This window comes from Xenorhabdus santafensis, assembly GCF_033949405.1.
GTDB lineage: Bacteria > Pseudomonadota > Gammaproteobacteria > Enterobacterales > Enterobacteriaceae > Xenorhabdus > Xenorhabdus santafensis.
This window is the reverse complement of record NZ_VCDN01000011.1, coordinates 212,994-231,120: the sequence shown is the minus strand read 5'-3', so window position 1 is coordinate 231,120 and position 18,127 is coordinate 212,994. Positions and strand designations below refer to the sequence as shown.

The window sequence follows — 18,127 nt, the reverse complement described above, 5'->3', positions numbered from 1 at the left end:
ATGGCAATAATTCTAGTACAGATAAAATTACTGATACTGAACAATAACATTCCACTAATCCTATCCAGGATCGCAGAGCGTAAACCAGACTCAACATCAACGTGAAATTAATTTGTTTCAATATAATCATGCCAGAAGATAGCTCAATAAGCCTGCACGTAGTCCTAACCAATATGCTCCCTTAGTAAACTATTTAAATCGGTAACAGTGTTGATCGGTAACATTACGTTTATTTCATGACATTTTTAATACTTATACCTACCGTCTTTCAAGTTGTAACTTTGTTGACTATGTTCACTTACCCAGCCATATAGTTATATGAAGCATTATTTATATAAAATAATGTTTATTCAATGAGTTAATTAAAAATTAATAATTTTTTTAGTAGTTAGATCACATTTTGTGAAAAAAATAAGATTATATTAAAATATGTTCAAAGCTTTACGATTAATTCCTATTACATTAATAGTATTTCGCGCTTATCCTTTCTTTATGGATAAAAAAGTTGTTATGTCGATTAAATCAATCAAGAAACAACTATTATCAGAAAGGATTGTATTATCCGATGACATTGACTACTCAAGCCACTACTACCAAAAAAATAATGCGGGCAAACTGTCTGCAATCAGAAACAACAATCATGCGCTCCGGATACATCAATTCACTGGTAACAGAAGAACAGACCGCAAGAGCTATGCTGACTTGATCGACAAATAACTATCCATCCCCTGTGCCATATCAAATAAGAAGATAACGACAGATGAGGATAGTATCATGACTCAACGCACTCATGCCCAACCATCAGGGAAGTATTTGATGGCGCTTGATGCAGGAACTGGCAGTATCCGTGCAGTTATATTTGATCTCGACGGAAATCAGATAGCCGTCGGACAGGCTGAATGGGTACACCAGCCTGTACCGAATGTTGCTGGCTCGATGGAGTTTGACCTGAAAAACAACTGGCAACTGACTTGCCAATGTATCCGGCAAGCACTGCAAAAAGCAGATCTGCCCGCCGAAGCGATTCAAGGCGTCGCTGCCTGCTCAATGCGGGAAGGTATCGTCCTTTATAATCGCAATGGCGATCCCATCTGGGCGTGTGCCAATGTTGATGCCCGCTCCAGTCATGAAGTCAGCGAGCTCAAGGAACTGTACAACAATACTTTCGAGTATGATGTCTATCGTTATTCCGGCCAGACTCTAGCACTGGGCGCCATGCCGCGCCTTCTTTGGCTGGCCCATCACCGCCCCGATATTTATCGGCAAGCCAGCACATTGACAATGATAAGTGACTGGCTCGCTTATATGTTAAGCAATGAATTAGCCGTGGATCCTTCCAACGCTGGCACCACAGGCATGCTGGATTTGGTCAGCCGGGATTGGCGCCCGAGCCTGCTGGAAATGGCCGGCTTGCGTTCTGATATTCTTTCCCCTGTCAAAGAAACAGGAAGCCTGCTCGGTTATATCACGGAAAAAGCAGCGGCAGAGTGTGGCCTGAACAGCGGAACCCCCGTCATTATGGGTGGCGGTGATGTCCAGCTCGGCTGCCTCGGCATTGGTGTTGTCAAACCCGCCCAAACTGCGGTACTCGGAGGCACCTTCTGGCAGCAAGTCGTCAACCTGCCTGAACCCATCACCGACCCGAACATGAATATCCGCATCAATCCACACGTTATTCCGGGCATGGCGCAGGCAGAATCGATCAGCTTCTTTACCGGCTTGACCATGCGCTGGTTCCGCGATGCTTTCTGTGCAGAAGAAAAACTACTGGCAGAGCGCCTGGGTGTTGATGCCTACAGCTTGCTGGAGGATATGGCAGCACGGGTTCCTGCCGGGGCACATGGTGTCATGCCAATTTTCTCCGATGTGATGCGCTTTAAATCGTGGTATCACGCCGCGCCCTCTTTCCTCAATCTCTCGATTGATCCGGAAAAATGCAACAAAGCCACTTTATTCAGGGCGTTGGAAGAGAACGCAGCTATCGTTTCGGCATGCAATCTCGACATGGTTTCGGCGTTTTCAGGCGTCAAAGCGGATTCATTGGTCTTCGCTGGCGGAGGTTCGAAAGGCAAACTCTGGTGCCAGATTCTCTCTGACGTGACCGGGTTGCCGGTGCGGGTTCCCGTCGTCAAAGAGGCAACAGCCTTGGGTTGCGCAATTGCGGCAGGCGTTGGCGTAGGGTTATATGGCTCCATGCCGGAAACAGGGGAAAGATTGGTTCGTTGGGAGCGGGAATATCAACCCAATTTAGAGCATCGAGAGATCTACCAGAAAGCGAAAAAAGATTGGCAAACTGTGTATGCGGATCAATTGCATTTGGTGGACGATGGCTTGACAACGTCGCTGTGGAAAGCTCCGGGATTGTAATCTTCAGAGATGGCCTCTTTGCAGGTAAGAGGCCGATTTCGCCAAATCTGGCACACTGCAATCTGTTAATTCTGTTCGGCAACCAAAATGGCTTGGGTATCCGGCTCCAGCGCCTTAAAAATATGGGCTACATCCGCGGGATAACAGATATAGTCACCTTCTCCCAGTTCGACTGGCGCTTCTGTTAAACCAACCAGCGCGCGACCACGGGTGATAATGATGTGCTCCACAGAACCCGGCGGGTGTGGGTGGGAGATTCGATCAGCATCCGGTTCCGCCATCAATAAATAAATATCACGCCGTGCGCCTGGCGGGCAGGTTGCCAATAAAATGGCCTGATAATTCGCCTGTTCCGCAACAACTTTAGTCCCTTCACCACACCGAATCACTTGCGTTTTATTACTCTGTGGTTCCAGTAAACGGGCAAAAGGGATATTCAGTGCCACACATAATGCCCAGAGTGTTTCCAAACTCGGATTACCACTGCCAGCTTCGAGTTGTGACAAGGTGGATTTAGCAATCCCGGCTCGTCGGGCAACTTCTGTTAATGAAAGCCCCGCTCTTGCACGTTCACGAACTAAACTTTTTGCGATCACACTGATCGGCTGTGTCATGCCACTACTCCAGTATTCATTAACTCAATGTTCATTAAAACGAACATAACGTTCGACTTGATGTAACCTTAAATTGTGTTCATTATAATAGAAAATTGTTCGATATGGATAAGGTTATATGTCTGCTCACTCTTTCTCCTGCCTGACAGGTGATATCAAAAAGGCGATATTTTTAGTCTGCCTAGCTGTCGGTGTAGTTGGTGTTTCCTATGGTTCATTAGCCATGGCATACGGTTTTCCCCTCTGGGTTCCACTGCTGCTTTCCACATTAGTTGTCGCAGGGGCATCAGAATTTATGTTTATCGGTATTATCGCCAGCGGTGGCAATCCAATCGCTGCCGCTGTTGCTGGTTTGCTGGTGAATGCCCGCCATTTTCCTTTCGGATTAGCGGTACGTGAATTGGTTGGCAATCGCATCATGGGATATTTAGGATGCCACATAATGAATGATGAAAGCGTCGTTTTCGGCCTGTCTCAGCAAACGCCCGAACAACGCAAAGCGGCTTATTGGCTATGCGGTATCGGCGTTGTGGTATTTTGGCCACTCGGCGTCATCATTGGCTGCATGCTCGGTAAATTGCTTCCTGCGCCAGAAACCATTGGCTTGGATGCCGTCTTCCCTGCGATTTTGCTGGCCTTGGTTATTCCATCACTCAAAAACAGAACGACACTGACCCGGGCTACGAGCGGTGCTGCACTTTCACTTGCAGCCGTTCCTTTTACGCCGGTGGGATTGCCCGTATTAATGTCATTGTTAGGATTATTGGCGAGGAAAAAATAATGGCGAATAATACCCTGATCCTTCTCGGCATCGCGCTGCTGTCAATCGGCACTTATTTAATGCGCCTCAGTGGCACAAAACTGGGTAATAAGCTGGCATTATCAGAACACAAACAAGCACTGCTTAAAGATTCAGCCACCACATTATTATTTGCCGTCGCACTCGCCGCAACCTTCTACGAAGGTACGCATTTTGCGGGAATGGCGCGTGTATTGGGCGTTGCGGTTGCCATGATCCTTGCCTGGAAAAAAGCACCACTGATTGTCGTGATTTTTGTTGCAGCCAGTGTGGCGGCACTACTGCGCTATGCGGGAATCAAATAATATTCAGTGAATATAAAAAGAGCCGGCTCGAACGTTTTAGTGTTCGGCCGGCTCTTTTTAAACCATAAGGTAACCGTGAGATCTTCTAGATCACAACAATGGCATTACCGCATCGTTACGAACTCTTCCGCCGCAGTCGGGTGGATAGCAACTGTATTATCAAAATCCTTTTTCGTTGCCCCCATCTTCAGTGCAACAGCAAAACCTTGCAGCATTTCATCCATACCAAAGCCAATACCGTGGATACCGACAATTTTTTCGTTTGCCCCGACACAAACCAATTTCATGCGGCACGGCTGGCGGTATTGTGTCACTGCGGTATACATGGCGGTAAATGAAGAGGTATAAACCTTCACCTGATCATCCCCAAACTGCGCTTTTGCCTGTGGCTCCGTCAAACCCACTGTACCTATTGGCGGATGGCTGAATACCACGCTTGGCACATTGGTATAATCCAGATGCTCTTCGGGTTTATTGTTAAACAGGCGCTCTGACAAGCGGCGGCCCGCCGCAATCGCGACTGGCGTCAGTTCCACTGCCCCGGTATTGTCACCAACAGCGTAGATCCCGTTTACATTAGTATTCTGATACTTATCGACCTTAATATAACCGTTCTCATCCAGTTCTACGCCTGTAACAGACAGGTTCAGGTTATCTGTCATCGGTTCACGGCCAATCGCCCAAACCAATACATCAACCGTTTGCTCTCTGCCATCCTGCAATTGAATGGTTAAGCTGCCATCACTGTTTTTAACCACGGATTTTAAGATTGCTTCCGTATGTAGTGTTGGCCCTTCGTTTTCAATCACTTCCAGCAGCGTATCGACGATCATCGGATCGAAAGTGCGCAGTGGTGCATGCTTGCGGACAAACAGATGCGTTTCACTGCCCAGAGCATTTAAAACACCCGCGATTTCCACGGCGATATAACCGGCTCCCACCACGCCAACGCGTTTTGGCAACTCATCCAATTCAAAGAAACCATCTGAATTAATGCCATATTCCGCGCCGGGGATCTCAGGGCGCAATGGACGGCCGCCTGTAGCAACCAGAATATGATCAGCAGTGATCTTCTCACCATTAACTTCAACAGTGTGTGCATCAATAAAACGGGCAAATCCCTGAATAACATCCACCTTATTGTTATTCAATCCACGCTCATATGATTGATGGATGCGATCAATATAGGCAGTGCGGCTGGCAATCAATTTTTTCCAGTCAAAGCGATTAACTGTCGTATCAAAACCATAATCAGGCCCATATTGATGAATAGATTCCGCAATCTGGGCAGCGTGCCACATGACTTTCTTCGGTACACAACCCACATTAACACATGTTCCGCCCAATGCTTTTGCTTCAATCAGGGCACACTTCTGCCCATACATGGCTGCACGGTTAATGGAAGCAATGCCGCCACTGCCGCCACCAATTGCAATATAATCGTAATGTTTATTCATCTTAGGCAATTCCCGTCTAATCAATTAACTTACTGGGTAAAGTTCAACCTGGCGCTTATTATTACAGAAAGTGACCATCAACTGTGGATGATTGTGACTGTTAATGCCATAGGTCACAGCTATTAAGCCGTTACATCCCGCTGAACTTTCACCTTTTCAGGCTCAATTTATTCAAGCACCTTTTACTCAGGTACAATCCACTCAACTGAAGCATGCCCAGTGCCTTCAGGAACCAGTACCTGCTGCAACCACGGCAGCACTGCTTTCATTTGCTGTTCCAGTTTCCACGGTGGATTAATGACTATCATGCCTGATGCCGTCATACCGCGTTGATCACTGTCAGGGCGCACGCCCAGCTCAATTTGCAAGATTTTGCGGATACCGGTTGCTTCCAGTTCTTTGATTAAACGTTTAATTTGCTGACGCAATACAACGGGATACCACAACGCATAGGTTCCGGTTGCAAAGCGCTTATACCCTTCCTGAATGCCTTGAACGACCATCCGATAATCTGATTTCAATTCATAAGGAGGGTCGATCAGGATAAAACCCCGGCGACTTCTTGGTGGCAATTTGGATTTCAGCTGCTGGTAGCCATCCTCCCGCAGAGCACGGGCACGTTCGTCACGGGAAAATTCCGAACGTAATAACGGAAAATCGCTGGGATGCAGTTCACTGAGGTTCAGCTCATCATAATCCCGCAACAAATGGCGGGCGATCAGCGGAGAACCCGGATAATAACGCAAAGAATCATTTGGATTCAGCGCCTTCACGGCATCCATATAAGAGGCCAACTCTTCGGGAATATCATCACGCTGCCAAATTCGGCCAATGCCTTCCAGATACTCTCCCGTACGCTCTGCATGCTCCCCGCTCAATTGGTAACGACCTGCGCCAGCGTGGGTATCCAGATACAGGAAAGGCTTTTCTTTTGTTTTGAGTGACTCAATGATCAGGCTTTGCACCGTGTGCTTCAGCACATCAGCATGGTTGCCGGCATGGAAGCTATGACGATAACTTAACATTCAATTTAACCCCGAGAGCAGAATACTGATAACTTGCCTGATGCCCTACCAGACAACGAAAGGTGCATTATAGCCTCATTCTCGGCAAAAAAGATAAAAGTCTCCTCTTGCCTCTTTCCTGTTACCAATCCAGTGTAATTTTCAGGATAAATTCGAGATCAGCGTATAAAATTTTGATTAAGTATTATCAATATCCTTAGGAATATTTCATGATGTCGAAAACTATGATCCTATCTGCATTGATCGTTTTCAGTATGAGTAGTGCCTATGCAAGCCAAAATAGAGCGGGATGTGAGATAAAAAAGAAAGCGTTGGAAACACAACTTAAATACGCTCAGGCAGACCAAGACAAGCGCCTGATAACAGGATTAACCCGAACACTGGACAATATCAAAACCACGTGTGATCTGGAAAAACGCCTGCAAGAACAAAACAATAAATCAGAAATCACCAAAAATAACTTGTCTGGCAGACTGCCGCCTCAAAAACAGAAAAACAGCAAAAAACAGACTCGTAAGCCGACAAAGAAAATCGGTATGAATACAGGCAAAAAAGCACAGTCCAAGCAGAAGTAACAAACCGATATCAAGCTACGTACTCAGTTCATCCTATAGCTAAAACAGCTCGGGGTGCAGGGGAAATTTACAAACTATTTCCCCTGACTTGCTGAGCATTCGAAGGTGAAATCTTATAGTAAACTTTATCACTCATACGTGGCTCATTTTCAATTTCGACTGAAAGAATAGCATTATCTTTAGAAATTGCATAATGGCTAAAATAATCCTCTTTTGTTTCATCAGGATAATGAAAATTGGGCTTAATTAATTTTTTCTCATAAGATTCATCCGAAGGACTGTACTCCCTTGAATAAATGACCTTATCATTCCTGACAAAGATAACTTTATAAAAAAGGCTGGCTTTATCATTAAAGGCTGTGCCGATGATGCCCTCAATATCCTCTCGATCCATTCCCTTATCGATAATATACATTTTATCCCAATCAAAAGAGGTTATTTCACTGATATCAATCAAGCAAGATGTATTTTTTTGACAATATTTATCGGCATAATTAATTATGCTCCATTGCCTGTTACTAAAAGATAACAATAAAATGACAACACCCAAAAGTAATGCAAATATGATAATATTATTTTTGTTGACCACATGGAAAAACATCATTCACCCCTTCATCATCAAAATTGACATGAGAAAACGGATTTTAAATTTTAACCTTGAAAATCAACTCATTACTATTAAATCTGCAACACTGGTTTTTATCACTATTCCTCAGAACCCGCCTTCATAACCAGATATTGATAAACACATCAGAAAAAAGATGCCCTGACTTCCAGCGAAAGCCTGATTTTTTCAGTGTTTATACTATGTCATGAGGGATATCTTGAACTGGGGAGGAAACTCCACATTACCTGTAAGCAATTATTTTTTAATTGCTATTAAACACTTAGAGTGCGGTTACAAGATAAAAAATTGACATTTATTTCTATTTTTCAACATCAAGAGCGCCTTGGCAGGTGACTCTGAGTGGCGAAAAGTATAGTAATTGTACTCGTGATTTTTTTGATTACAAATAGAAAAACATGGTAAACAAATAATAAATGAAAAAAATGATTGCTAATGTGATTTATTGATAGTTTTAACGAAATTAGATATATGGGAATTTTAATAAAGGCTGATCTTTTATACATACTGGTATTTTATTAGGCTTTTTGCTTCGGGATTCATAATACGGCACTTAATGCAAGCTCAATTGTCTTATTTATCATTAACATCGCTGTTAATATTCAATACCTAAACACACCAGATTCTGAAGAAATAACCTTTCCTTTTTTTGAAATATCAAAAATTCCATATTGATAAATTTTGTATACCAGCCCTTTATTCTTGAATTCATATCCATAAAAATCACAACTTCCTGTTACACAATCCCGGTTCAAGGTTTTGCCTTTCATCACCATAGCGGTCTGTTTTTGCTTATTGAATAGCGAAAATACAACATCATCACAACTGACATTCCCTTCCGGGCAGCGAACATTGATGGTGATATCATAATTTTTTGTCTCAAAAACTGATGTGTAAGCGGCGAATGATACTTCTGGAAAAACAGTAAATACTACGCTTAAAAAGCATAACCGTAGTTTTTGTTTCATTATCCAGCCCCTTTAGTTACTGATCGGAAAAAGGTCTGCTGTTCGTTATTTTTCTTCCGAAACGAACAGACCACCAAGAGCGGTTTTGTTTTTCAAATTACTCTGGGATAAGTCTTGGCACAAGAGCATAGTGCCTGAAAGTGGTAATAGGATTATAGAAGAGGCAGGGTTTTTCATCTAATTGTACGGGGTTTATGGGGCTGTGTGCATGCTGTCAGATCATGGAGGGAGTTGGTGATACTTAAGCATCAAGCAACAGTACCAGCGCCAGCAAGAACAGCTCAGTGAAACTTGAAGTGACCCCCAATAGTTGGACAACTAATTACTGGGGGTTTTTTTATGTCTAAATATAGTCGTGAACTAAAAATCATTATTGCTAAACGATGTCTAGCAGGTAACACATCGGATAAGCTATCAGCGGAATATTCAATCTCTTCTCGACAAATTCGATACTGGGCTCAAGTTGTTGCCATTCATGGCGATAACGCCTTTTTGCCAACGTCTCACTCTCTTTGTACTGTCACAAAACTCCAAGCTTTAAAATTAATGTGGACACATGATTGGTCTCTCACTCACACTAGTGCAGTTCTCAATTTAACGACTCCAGGTACCTTATCAGTTTGGCTTGATAAGTATAATGAAACCGGTATCAAAGGACTCGAAAGTCATCAGCGAGGAAGACCCCCAATGAAATCCCGACCTAAAACTCCGCCGAAGTCTGATGACGAAAGGACAGTTGAGGAACTTAAAGAAGAATTAGCTTATTTACGTGCAGAAAATGCTGTCCTAAAAAAGTTAGAAGAGCTGGAACAGAAGAAACGCCCACTAGCAAAGAAAAAGCGTTAATTGTTTTAGCTCTTAAAAAGAAATATCCATTAAAGCACTTACTTTGTGCCATTAATCTTGCAAGAAGCGTGTTTTACTATCAATGCCAGGCGCTTAAAAAAAACGCGTGCTTATGAACAAGAAATAGAGATGATTAAAACTATCTATCATGAGCATAAAGGTCGTTATGGCTATCGCCGCATTCATTTAGCATTGAGAAAAAATGGCTTTAAAATCAATCATAAAACAGTCCAAAGATTAATGGGGCAATTAAACCTAAAATCCACGGTAAGGCCGAAGAAATATCGTTCTTATCGTGGGGAAGTTGGAAAAACAGCACCGAATTGGTTGGCAAGAGATTTTCGCGCGACAAAACCTAATGAGAAATGAGTAACGGATGTGACGGAATTTAAAGTGAATGAACAAAAAGTCTATCTATCACCTATTATTGACTTATTTAATCAAGAAGTTATCGCTTACAACGTGGCGAAAAAAGCGAGTCTGCCTTTAGTGACAGAGATGCTAAAAGGGGCATTAGATGGGCTAGATGCTCACTCTAAGCCACTCATTCACAGTGATCAAGGTTGGCAATATCGGCATAGGGCTTATCAAAAGCAACTTGCTGATAAAGATATTAAACAAAGTATGTCGAGGAAAGGGAACTGTTTGGATAATGCGATGGCAGAAAACTTTTTTGCCTTACTCAAAACAGAAATGTATCACCAGCAGCACTTTAAAAGTGCGGATGAACTGATTGAAAAAATAGAGGAATACATTGAATATTACAATACAAAACGGATCAAGGTGAAATTAAAAGGCCTAACTCCGATAGAATATCGAAACCAGGCCTTACACGCCGTTTAACTACAATGTCCAACTTTCTGGGGTCAGTTCATCTTTCCGGCTTTTATATTATTTAATTGAGCAGATTTTTAAGCCATTTTTTAATTAACTTTTTAACGGCCAATATATTTTCTTCAGAAAAAGAGCAGATTATAACTAATTCGTTCTTTTCATTAGAGTCAATCCAATACTGGACACTATCCAATTCCTCTAACGGCTCTTGAATTATCTTTATAGATTTATCAGTTACCTTAGATTTCGCAGAAAAAATGGGATTGGCATCCATAAATTTCAAGCCGTTATTATAATACGTATTATAATAGGGGGCTATCCATTCATCACTGCTACTATCGTTCACGCTGAAGAAAAGACTATCCCAATACTGTTCAAGCTCATAATAAACTTGTTCATCATTTAAATAATTTTCAAACATTATTAACACTTCCCATTTTGTGGTGCATCGGAGACAAAGGCTTTTCCCGTAGTTACCTCAATATCAACACGTTCATGGGCTGTTCCTTTAACTAAAAAAGTTTTACTAACTTGAGCCTCAACACCACCGCCTTTTTCTGCATTTTGAATAAATTTCCTTGCCTTCTCAAATTCGGCTTTTCTCAATGCCCTATCTTTTTTATTTAAACTTGCTTCAAGATCATTTAGACCAGCTAATGCGTCTTTAGCAGTTATAGGCGTATCCTGCGCCCAAGCAAAAGATTCTTCTAATTTACTGCCCTGAGCTTGAATTCTTCCTCTATGCTTTGGCTGCAATCCCAGAGGGTCAATCCAGCCAGTAGGATTATCCACATACCCATACGGATTAAACCCGCCCATCAACCCTATCGGGTCAGGTGAAATATACTGGGCTGTTTCCGGATTATAGTAACGAAACCGATTATAGTATAGCCCGCTTTCTTCGTCCTCATACTGCCCTGCGAACCGCAGGTTACAGCCCACATGATAATTCGGATCATTGGAGGCAATCACCTGCGATTTTTCCGCTTTTCCCCATGTGGTCAGTCGCTGTGCCCAGATAAGAACACCTTGCTCATCGAGCATTTCACGCGGAGTCCCCTGATGGTCACTCACCACGTAATGCAGCTTACCCTGCTCATATCTGGCTGACGGCGTGAGTGACCCAGGCTCGTATAACCAGCGGATACGTTGGTCTAAGGCCAATGAGCCATCAGCATAGACAGGAGTCTCTTCAATCAGTTGATCACCGCTCCACAGGTATTCCTGGCCGTAAATAGCCGTGTTACGCGGAGTGAGATCCGGTTTACCGTCCAGCCAACGTTGCAGGTTTGTCGCCGTCAGCTTGCCGTCATGCACCTTGAGCTTGCGTATCCTTCGGCCAAACGCATCGTAGCGATAGTGCCAGCGAGAGCCGTCCGGCGTTTCGCAATGCGTGAGCTGGTTTTGGCTATTCCAGCGGTAGCGCCAAACCTGTGGTCGAAATCCATCGCGCTCTTCCGTTTTTTCTACCAATCGGCCATTATCATCATAGCGGTAGCGGATGTTGCCTTGTTGTACTACACGCCCGGCCTGCTGACGCTGAGCTATTTGCGCAACTGCCCCCTTTGCGTCCACCGGAAGATGCAGGTTTAAGTTACCGTTGGCATCATAACTGAACTGTTCTTCATATGGCCGAGCCCCTTGATACATCGTTTGAACAATTTGACTATTACTATTATAACGGTAGCGCGTCTGTCCCCAGCGTCCGTCATCAATCACCCTGACATTATACGTCCGGTCATATTGCCAGCTGCGATTCACGGCTGTCGCCTGTGGAGGGAAGTGCGGGTTATTTTGCTGCAGAGTTTCACGGAATAGGGTCGTCGCATGACCGGCTGATTGATGCGCCAATAATCCTGTTGCCGTATAACGGCTGGCCAAAATAAAACCTTCTGGGCTTTCCCGTACCGTTTCCTGCCCCAGCGGATCATAATGCAACGATAAGGGACAGTGCTGATTAAACTGAATATAGTTAATCCAACCCATTCGGTCATAGCCAAATTGCAGGGTATTTCCATCCAACGTTTCTGCTGTCGGCAGATCAGTGATACTGTCCCACTCACGGGTAATTTCCCGGCCATTCAACCGCTCACTGATCAGGTTACCGGCCTCACCGTAGTCAAATTCGACCACTGCATCATCGGAAACCGCCCGGATCAATCGCCGCTGGCTATCATATCGGTATTCGGTAACGGAGTTCAGCTCGCAACTTACTTTTCCCGTTGTCCAGTGTTCCTGTCGAGTTATTTGGTCTTGGGCAGTATAACAATAACGGATCAGCTGCCCATCCGGATGACGGGTCAACGTACGGCGGCCTAGCAAATCATAAGCATATTCCACTGTCCGTCCGGTAAAATCGGTTTCACGGATAATTTGACCGGCCAGATCACGTTCATAACGATACACCTCACCCGTTGCCATGGTCACACTGTTCAGCCGGATCAAACGATCATAACCAAAATTCAATGTGGTTCCATCCGGACGGATCAATTGTGTCAGTAAGTCAAACGGCCCATATACGTAGCGCGTGGTGTTTCCTTCACCATCAGTGACGGCGGTGACCCGGCGTTCACTGTCGTAGTCAATCTGCTGCTTCACACCATCCGGTAGCTCGATTTCCGTTACACTATTTTCTGGGCTGGCATGAAACGCACTGTGTTGAAAATGGGTTTCCTGTCCTAACGCATCGGTCACGCAACACAGCCGTCCCAACCCATCCTGATCATAACGTGTGGTGTAACCATTGGGTAATAACACCTGATGTAATCGGTGCTGCTCATACCCATAACGCCATTGCGTCCCATCCGGCTGTATTCTACGCAATAACTCGCCGTGCTGATTATAACGGTACTCTTCCAAACGCCCTTGTGGATCCGTAACGGAATCTAACGCACCCTTTTCACTGTAGTGAAAACACCAGTTTTTACCATCCGGTAATGTGGTCTGCAATAATTGACCGTATTCGTCATACGCGTAAACAAACGTTTCACCGGTAGGCAATGTCAACGTAATCAGTTCGCCGTACGGACTGTATTCGAACGTGGTTTTTCTGCCCAGCGGGTCGGTCTCTGAGAGCTTATGACTCAGATCCCATTCAAGCAGCGTTTCCCGCCCCAAAGGATCAACTTTACGGGTAATTTGACCGTCTTTATTATACCAATAACGCGTACACCCACCTTCCGCATCCAGGTAGGTTGTCACCCTATTGATGTCATCATATTGGAAACGATCCTGCCAATAGCCTTCCGGGGTAGAAACTGACACCACCCGACCCCGGCTATCGTAACCCATTGAAACATCAGTCGAGTCACTATCATGCCAGCGGGTCATGTAGCCGTGGGTGTCATATTCATGCCACAAGTGGCTGTGCTGGAAAGTGTCACATTCCGACAAGTAACCCCGTTCATCATACTGGCAGGTTACCAGCCGCTGGCGCAATTCGTCCGTCAGGTATTCTACCGATATCAGCCGGCTCTGGTCATAATCCAGCAACAAGCGATAACCATCGGTATGCGTAATCTGTGCCAATTGAGGGATCCCCTCATCGTGCAGATCATCATAATGGAACATGATGCGGTTATCATGGCGGTCACGGATGGCAGACAACAAACGGCGTTCGCCGTCCTGATACTCAAAACTCAAGATCAATTGGGTTTGACGATCGAATACATGCAACTCGCCACTCAATTCTCCAAACAGTAAGTAATGCCCGGCGTGCAGGTTAACGGAGAAAACCTTTTCCTCAGGGGTATGGAACGTGTAAACAACGCCGTCTGCATCCGAGAAATGAGTTTCCTCCCCTTTTTGGATCAGGTGCCGTGACCAATCATCCGCCCATTTTGGGCCTAGCAGCCCAGCGAAATCGGTGGTCGAACGGTAGGTTCGAACAAGCGACAGAGGCAATGTTCCTGGCAGGGAGATCATTGGCCATTGTTGCAGGAAATCCCCCGTAGCCATATCGACCGGATCACCACAAACATCCTCTTCTTTGGGCTTTTTACTGGTTTTTTGCGTCGATTCTTTGGGTTTCTCTTGCTTGGTCACCCCTTTCTTATTACGCGGCAATGGCAACAATCCTGCGATAACAACCGCCCACTGCAACCATTTATTACTTTCTTGCAGAATGGGTAGCGCTGCCCCTGTTTCTTTGGTAATGGAAATAGACCCAGCAGCGCTGTTAATATTGGCGTCACAGGTAGTGCGGTGCCCCAGGCGAGCGATAGGCTTCCCGTTGGCAAATACCGTCTTCGCACCTTCGGCAACCACCCCAGGTGGATGGTCACTGCACCCCACCGGATCCCCTTTCCGTGCTACAGGTTTTCCCTCAAAGAACACATCGGGAGACCCTTCCAGAATCGTTCCTTTATTACTGCCATAGTTGCCAAGTGCAGCACCGACACTGGCACATACCCCCCCGGCAAATCCTCCGGCCAGTCCTCCGGCAGCAGCACCGGCGATAACCGCCAATGCGGCACCGCCCGTTCCGATTACCAGCGCGCCTACTACAACCGCCGCCACTGCTCCCAATAAAATTCCACCCAAGGCTCCCCACAAACCCGCATTTTTGTTCTGGTGGGCAATCGCATCCCCTTGTCGGGCGGGGTTTTCGCCTTCAGTGGACACCTTCTGCTGTCCGAATATACCGGCGAGCATAGGCGCCACGGTGGGAGCAATCGCTTCCCCCACCCATGTCCCCATTTCCGCCCCGACTTTCGCCGACGCGACACCCGCGACAAAAGCGGCTCCTCCGATGGGACCTCCAGCAGCAACCGCATAGGTGCCTGCGGCAACCAGACTGGCTTGTTCAAACTCCTCACTCTGCAAAAAGGTCAAGGCCTTATCCGAAAAAGAGGGTTCAGTCTGTGGTGGAACAGGAGTGGGTTGCCCTTCCCGCGCTGATGACGGGACATAAACCTGCGGCGGAATATAGGGCCGCCCCGCTGCGGCAGCCCCGGTCATGACACTTTGAGTCACACTCATTGCTTCCTCCCGCTCAATCCTTTGAGGTTAAGGTCTGAATTTCACGCAATTTGAACGTCATCATCATGGCCTGAATCTGTTCCCGCTGTACTGGCGTCATCGCTCCCTGACAAGTTCCCGTGAATATCAGCACCTCCTGGGGAGCATTCAGCATCATCATCAATTGATGCACGACACCATTCGGCGCACGCCAGCGAAATTCAAACGTCTCTGTTTCCAATCCGTTCAGCTCACCGGACTCATGGGCTATCGCTTCATATTCTTTCAGTTGCTTGCCAATGGCGGTCATTTCCCGCTCGGCAAACTGGCTGAACGCCAACCCCCACGGCAAATTGTCACGGGAGATGGTAAAACTGGTGCCATTCTTTTCATCTGCACTGTTCAGCACCAGAATGCTCGCGTCCTGCCAGCTGGCCGGCAACATGACAGTACCGGCATTGAAATGGAACGGGGAGAGGGTCAGTTTATCGGTCATGGTCAATCCTTGTTTTTTCTTCTGGTTTCAATGAGAAAATGTGTTATTTATTCAAATTAATCGCACCACCGAGCACGGTGATACCACTGTCATTCAGCTCAATACTGGAACCGCCAAACGAAAGTTTGATATTGGTCTTCGTCATTTGGATGGTGCCGCTGCCGACTTTCAGGGTGATGTCATCCTGCGCTTCATACAGCTGTGTTCCCTCTCCCCCTTTGCCTGCCGTCGCTTTTACCTGTACCGAGTTTGCCTCCGTGCTGCGACTCAGGCAGATGTTCTCCGTCAGGTTGCCCTGTGCCACGGTCTTATGTTCATCCCCGGTCTGAATAGTCAGCGTCCTGTTTCCCGCTTCCACCACCAAGCTCTGGTTATCTTTCACCGTGGTGTGCATATCTTTCTGCGCATGCAGGGACAGCCTTTCACTGCCTTTCGAGTCCTCAAACAGCAGTTCGTTATACCCTTCCCCTTTGTGGGTCTTCGAGCGGAACGCCATCTGGGTTTTGCTGCCCGGCAGGGAGCCAGGGGGAATGTTGCTGGCATGGTAGGTGCGCCCGGTGATTATCGGCTGGTCCGGGTCGCCGTGCAGGAAGTCCACCACCACTTCTTGCCCGATACGCGGGATGGCGAGCATGCCCCAGCCCTGTCCGGCCCACGGTTGGCTGACGCGTATCCAGCAGGAGCTGTGGTCGTCACTTTTGCCGTATCGGTCCCACGGGAATTGCAGGCGGACGCGGCCGTACTGGTCACAGAAGATTTCCTCCCCCGCCGGGCCGACCACTTTGGCGATTTGCGGGCCATCCACAATCGGTTTCGGCAACGGGGCCGGGCGCCAGTTCTGGTTGTGGCGGATAAAGCTGAAGTGGCTGTGCAGGGTGGTGCCGCTGTCACCGCTGGCGGTTTCCAGTGCCTGCGGCTGGCTGCCGCTGTGGCTCGCCCCCACCACCTGCCACGGCTGGTTGAGGTCAAGGCGCGGGTGGTTGGTCAGGGTGAACAGTTTGCCCGGTTGCACCGCAATGGCGTTACCGCTGCCTTGCCCGGTGACTGCATCGCTGCGCAGGGCTTCCAGCCGGTAGCGGGTAAAGTCTTTGCCATGCGCCTCGTCCTTGAAGCGGCCGGGGTAATCGTAATGCTCGTAATACTGCTCCTGCAGTTGTTCCTCCTTCATCTGCTCACGAAACTCCGCCGGCCACGCCGGGTTTTTGAAGGTGTAATCCTTGAGCTCCACCTGTGCCGGGCGTACCTGGGCACTGCTGGTCAGGCTGCTCACCGACGGCTCACCCAGTGTGCTGCTGTCCCCCGGCTGATACGGGATAACGATACCCGGCGGCACCGAGCCGGCGTCATCCGCGAAGACCAGGGTGTTACGCCCGCTGCCGCATTCAAAGAAGTAGAAAATGCCCTCTTCGGCGGTCAGCCGTTGCAGGAAGGCAAAGTCGCTTTCCTGGTATTGCACGCAGAATTCCCGCTCCGGGTGCGGATGGCGCAGGCTGAACACCACGTCGCGGATGCCGTGCTCTTTCAGGATGGCCGTGACAATGGTGGCGATGTCCTGCTGCTGGAAGATGCGGGAGTTCTGGCGCAGGGTGGTCCGCCACAAGTCAGGGCGGATGGTCATCTGGTAGCTGGTCTGGTGCAACCCGGTGTTGCCCTGTTCAAAGCGCGCCACCATGCCGGTGATGCTGCGCTGCTCCACCCCTTCCTGCAGGATGGTCAGGGTCGCGGTGCGGTCCAGTACAGCCGAAAAGTCAATGGCCGGGTCGGCGCTTGCCAGCCCGACGCTCAGGTTGAACGGCTGAGAGAACCCTTCCGTCAGGCTGAAGTCGGTGACGACAAACGTCTGCGGCGGCAAACCGCCCGCCGTCAGGGTAAATTGCAGGCCGCTCGGGGCCGTCAACCCGCCGCCCAGGAGCTGGCCGGCTTTTTCCAGCGCCTTGCTCGCCGCATTCTGGCCGCTGGCGGCCCGGGCTACCAACCCCTGCCCGGCGGCCTGTCCACCGCCAGCCCCACTGATACCCCCGGCAAAGCCGCCGCCGGGGATTAAGCCCCCCGCACTTGCGGCCGGATTGCCTGCGCCGCCACCAAGGCCGCCGCCAAAACCCCCACCGGGAATAAGTCCCACCGCACCCGCGGCACCGCCGCCCAAGGCACCGGTGACTTTTTTGGCCATTTGGGCTGCCTGCTGTCCTTGCTGGACAAGTGCCTGCCCTTTCTTCAGTTTCGCAATGCTCTTTTTCACTGACATATACATGTCTCC

At 47.5% G+C, this 18,127-nt stretch carries 17 protein-coding genes; 8 read left to right on the top strand and 9 right to left on the bottom strand.

What is annotated here, in order from left to right:
- Nucleotides 1-565 precede the first annotated feature (565 nt).
- Both FE392_RS02660 and lsrK read left to right on the top strand, forming a co-directional pair.
- Nucleotides 566-706 carry a hypothetical protein gene (locus tag FE392_RS02660; RefSeq protein ID WP_319928678.1) on the top strand — a complete coding sequence of 47 codons (141 nt, stop codon included), beginning with the start codon at nucleotides 566-568 and terminating at the stop codon, nucleotides 704-706.
- Nucleotides 707-774: 68 nt separating this feature from the next.
- The gene (gene lsrK / locus FE392_RS02655) at nucleotides 775-2,367 is read left to right on the top strand and encodes an autoinducer-2 kinase (RefSeq protein WP_319928677.1); all 1,593 of its coding nucleotides are present in this window, start codon (nucleotides 775-777) and stop codon (nucleotides 2,365-2,367) included.
- Between the two features lie 65 nt (nucleotides 2,368-2,432).
- Here lsrK and FE392_RS02650 read toward each other — a convergent pair whose 3' ends face one another.
- Nucleotides 2,433-2,981 carry a helix-turn-helix domain-containing protein gene (locus FE392_RS02650; RefSeq protein ID WP_319928676.1) on the bottom strand — a complete coding sequence of 183 codons (549 nt, stop codon included), beginning with the start codon at nucleotides 2,979-2,981 and terminating at the stop codon, nucleotides 2,433-2,435.
- 118 nt (nucleotides 2,982-3,099) lie between these two features.
- Between FE392_RS02650 and FE392_RS02645 the strand changes: the two genes are divergently transcribed.
- Both FE392_RS02645 and FE392_RS02640 read left to right on the top strand, forming a co-directional pair.
- Entirely contained in the window at nucleotides 3,100-3,762 is a 663-nt protein-coding gene (locus FE392_RS02645; RefSeq protein WP_319928675.1) for an AzlC family ABC transporter permease, read from the top strand.
- Nucleotides 3,762-4,085 carry an AzlD domain-containing protein gene (locus FE392_RS02640; protein ID WP_319928674.1) on the top strand — a complete coding sequence of 108 codons (324 nt, stop codon included), beginning with the start codon at nucleotides 3,762-3,764 and terminating at the stop codon, nucleotides 4,083-4,085. The genes FE392_RS02645 and FE392_RS02640 overlap by 1 nt, the downstream gene beginning before the upstream one ends.
- Before the next feature lie 104 nt (nucleotides 4,086-4,189).
- Here FE392_RS02640 and gorA read toward each other — a convergent pair whose 3' ends face one another.
- Both gorA and FE392_RS02630 read right to left on the bottom strand, forming a co-directional pair.
- Nucleotides 4,190-5,542, bottom strand: coding sequence for a glutathione-disulfide reductase (gene gorA, locus FE392_RS02635; RefSeq protein ID WP_319928673.1), 1,353 nt, complete (start codon nucleotides 5,540-5,542; stop codon nucleotides 4,190-4,192).
- 182 nt (nucleotides 5,543-5,724) lie between these two features.
- Nucleotides 5,725-6,567, bottom strand: a complete 843-nt coding sequence (locus tag FE392_RS02630; RefSeq protein ID WP_319928672.1) for a 23S rRNA (adenine(2030)-N(6))-methyltransferase RlmJ — start codon at nucleotides 6,565-6,567, stop codon at nucleotides 5,725-5,727.
- 209 nt (nucleotides 6,568-6,776) lie between these two features.
- Between FE392_RS02630 and FE392_RS02625 the strand changes: the two genes are divergently transcribed.
- Nucleotides 6,777-7,142, top strand: a complete 366-nt coding sequence (locus tag FE392_RS02625; RefSeq protein WP_319928671.1) for a DUF1090 family protein — start codon at nucleotides 6,777-6,779, stop codon at nucleotides 7,140-7,142.
- A gap of 67 nt (nucleotides 7,143-7,209) precedes the next feature.
- Here the strand turns inward: FE392_RS02625 and FE392_RS02620 are convergent, their stop codons facing one another.
- Both FE392_RS02620 and FE392_RS02615 read right to left on the bottom strand, forming a co-directional pair.
- Nucleotides 7,210-7,743 (bottom strand): hypothetical protein, encoded by a 534-nt coding sequence (locus tag FE392_RS02620; protein ID WP_319928670.1) that lies wholly within the window; start codon nucleotides 7,741-7,743, stop codon nucleotides 7,210-7,212.
- Nucleotides 7,744-8,369: 626 nt separating this feature from the next.
- On the bottom strand, nucleotides 8,370-8,735 hold the full coding sequence (locus FE392_RS02615; RefSeq protein ID WP_319928669.1) for a hypothetical protein: 366 nt from the start codon (nucleotides 8,733-8,735) through the stop codon (nucleotides 8,370-8,372).
- Nucleotides 8,736-9,074: 339 nt separating this feature from the next.
- Between FE392_RS02615 and FE392_RS02610 the strand changes: the two genes are divergently transcribed.
- The 3 genes from FE392_RS02610 to FE392_RS02600 are packed head-to-tail and all read left to right on the top strand — an operon-like array spanning nucleotide 9,075 to nucleotide 10,424.
- Nucleotides 9,075-9,581, top strand: a complete 507-nt coding sequence (locus FE392_RS02610) for a helix-turn-helix domain-containing protein (RefSeq protein ID WP_319928668.1) — start codon at nucleotides 9,075-9,077, stop codon at nucleotides 9,579-9,581.
- Between the two features lie 45 nt (nucleotides 9,582-9,626).
- Nucleotides 9,627-9,950, top strand: a complete 324-nt coding sequence (locus tag FE392_RS02605) for an IS3 family transposase (RefSeq protein ID WP_319928667.1) — start codon at nucleotides 9,627-9,629, stop codon at nucleotides 9,948-9,950.
- Between the two features lie 9 nt (nucleotides 9,951-9,959).
- A complete protein-coding gene (locus tag FE392_RS02600; protein ID WP_319928666.1) occupies nucleotides 9,960-10,424 on the top strand; it encodes an IS3 family transposase in 465 nt (154 codons plus the stop codon).
- A 52-nt stretch (nucleotides 10,425-10,476) separates the two neighbouring features.
- Here the strand turns inward: FE392_RS02600 and FE392_RS02595 are convergent, their stop codons facing one another.
- The 4 genes from FE392_RS02595 to FE392_RS02580 are packed head-to-tail and all read right to left on the bottom strand — an operon-like array spanning nucleotide 10,477 to nucleotide 18,115.
- Nucleotides 10,477-10,836, bottom strand: coding sequence for a hypothetical protein (locus tag FE392_RS02595; protein WP_319928665.1), 360 nt, complete (start codon nucleotides 10,834-10,836; stop codon nucleotides 10,477-10,479).
- 2 nt (nucleotides 10,837-10,838) lie between these two features.
- Nucleotides 10,839-15,395, bottom strand: coding sequence for an RHS repeat-associated core domain-containing protein (locus tag FE392_RS02590; RefSeq protein ID WP_319928664.1), 4,557 nt, complete (start codon nucleotides 15,393-15,395; stop codon nucleotides 10,839-10,841).
- Nucleotides 15,396-15,408: 13 nt separating this feature from the next.
- On the bottom strand, nucleotides 15,409-15,870 hold the full coding sequence (locus tag FE392_RS02585; protein ID WP_319928663.1) for a DcrB-related protein: 462 nt from the start codon (nucleotides 15,868-15,870) through the stop codon (nucleotides 15,409-15,411).
- A 43-nt stretch (nucleotides 15,871-15,913) separates the two neighbouring features.
- A complete protein-coding gene (locus FE392_RS02580) occupies nucleotides 15,914-18,115 on the bottom strand; it encodes a type VI secretion system Vgr family protein (protein WP_319928662.1) in 2,202 nt (733 codons plus the stop codon).
- Nucleotides 18,116-18,127: the final 12 nt, after the last annotated feature.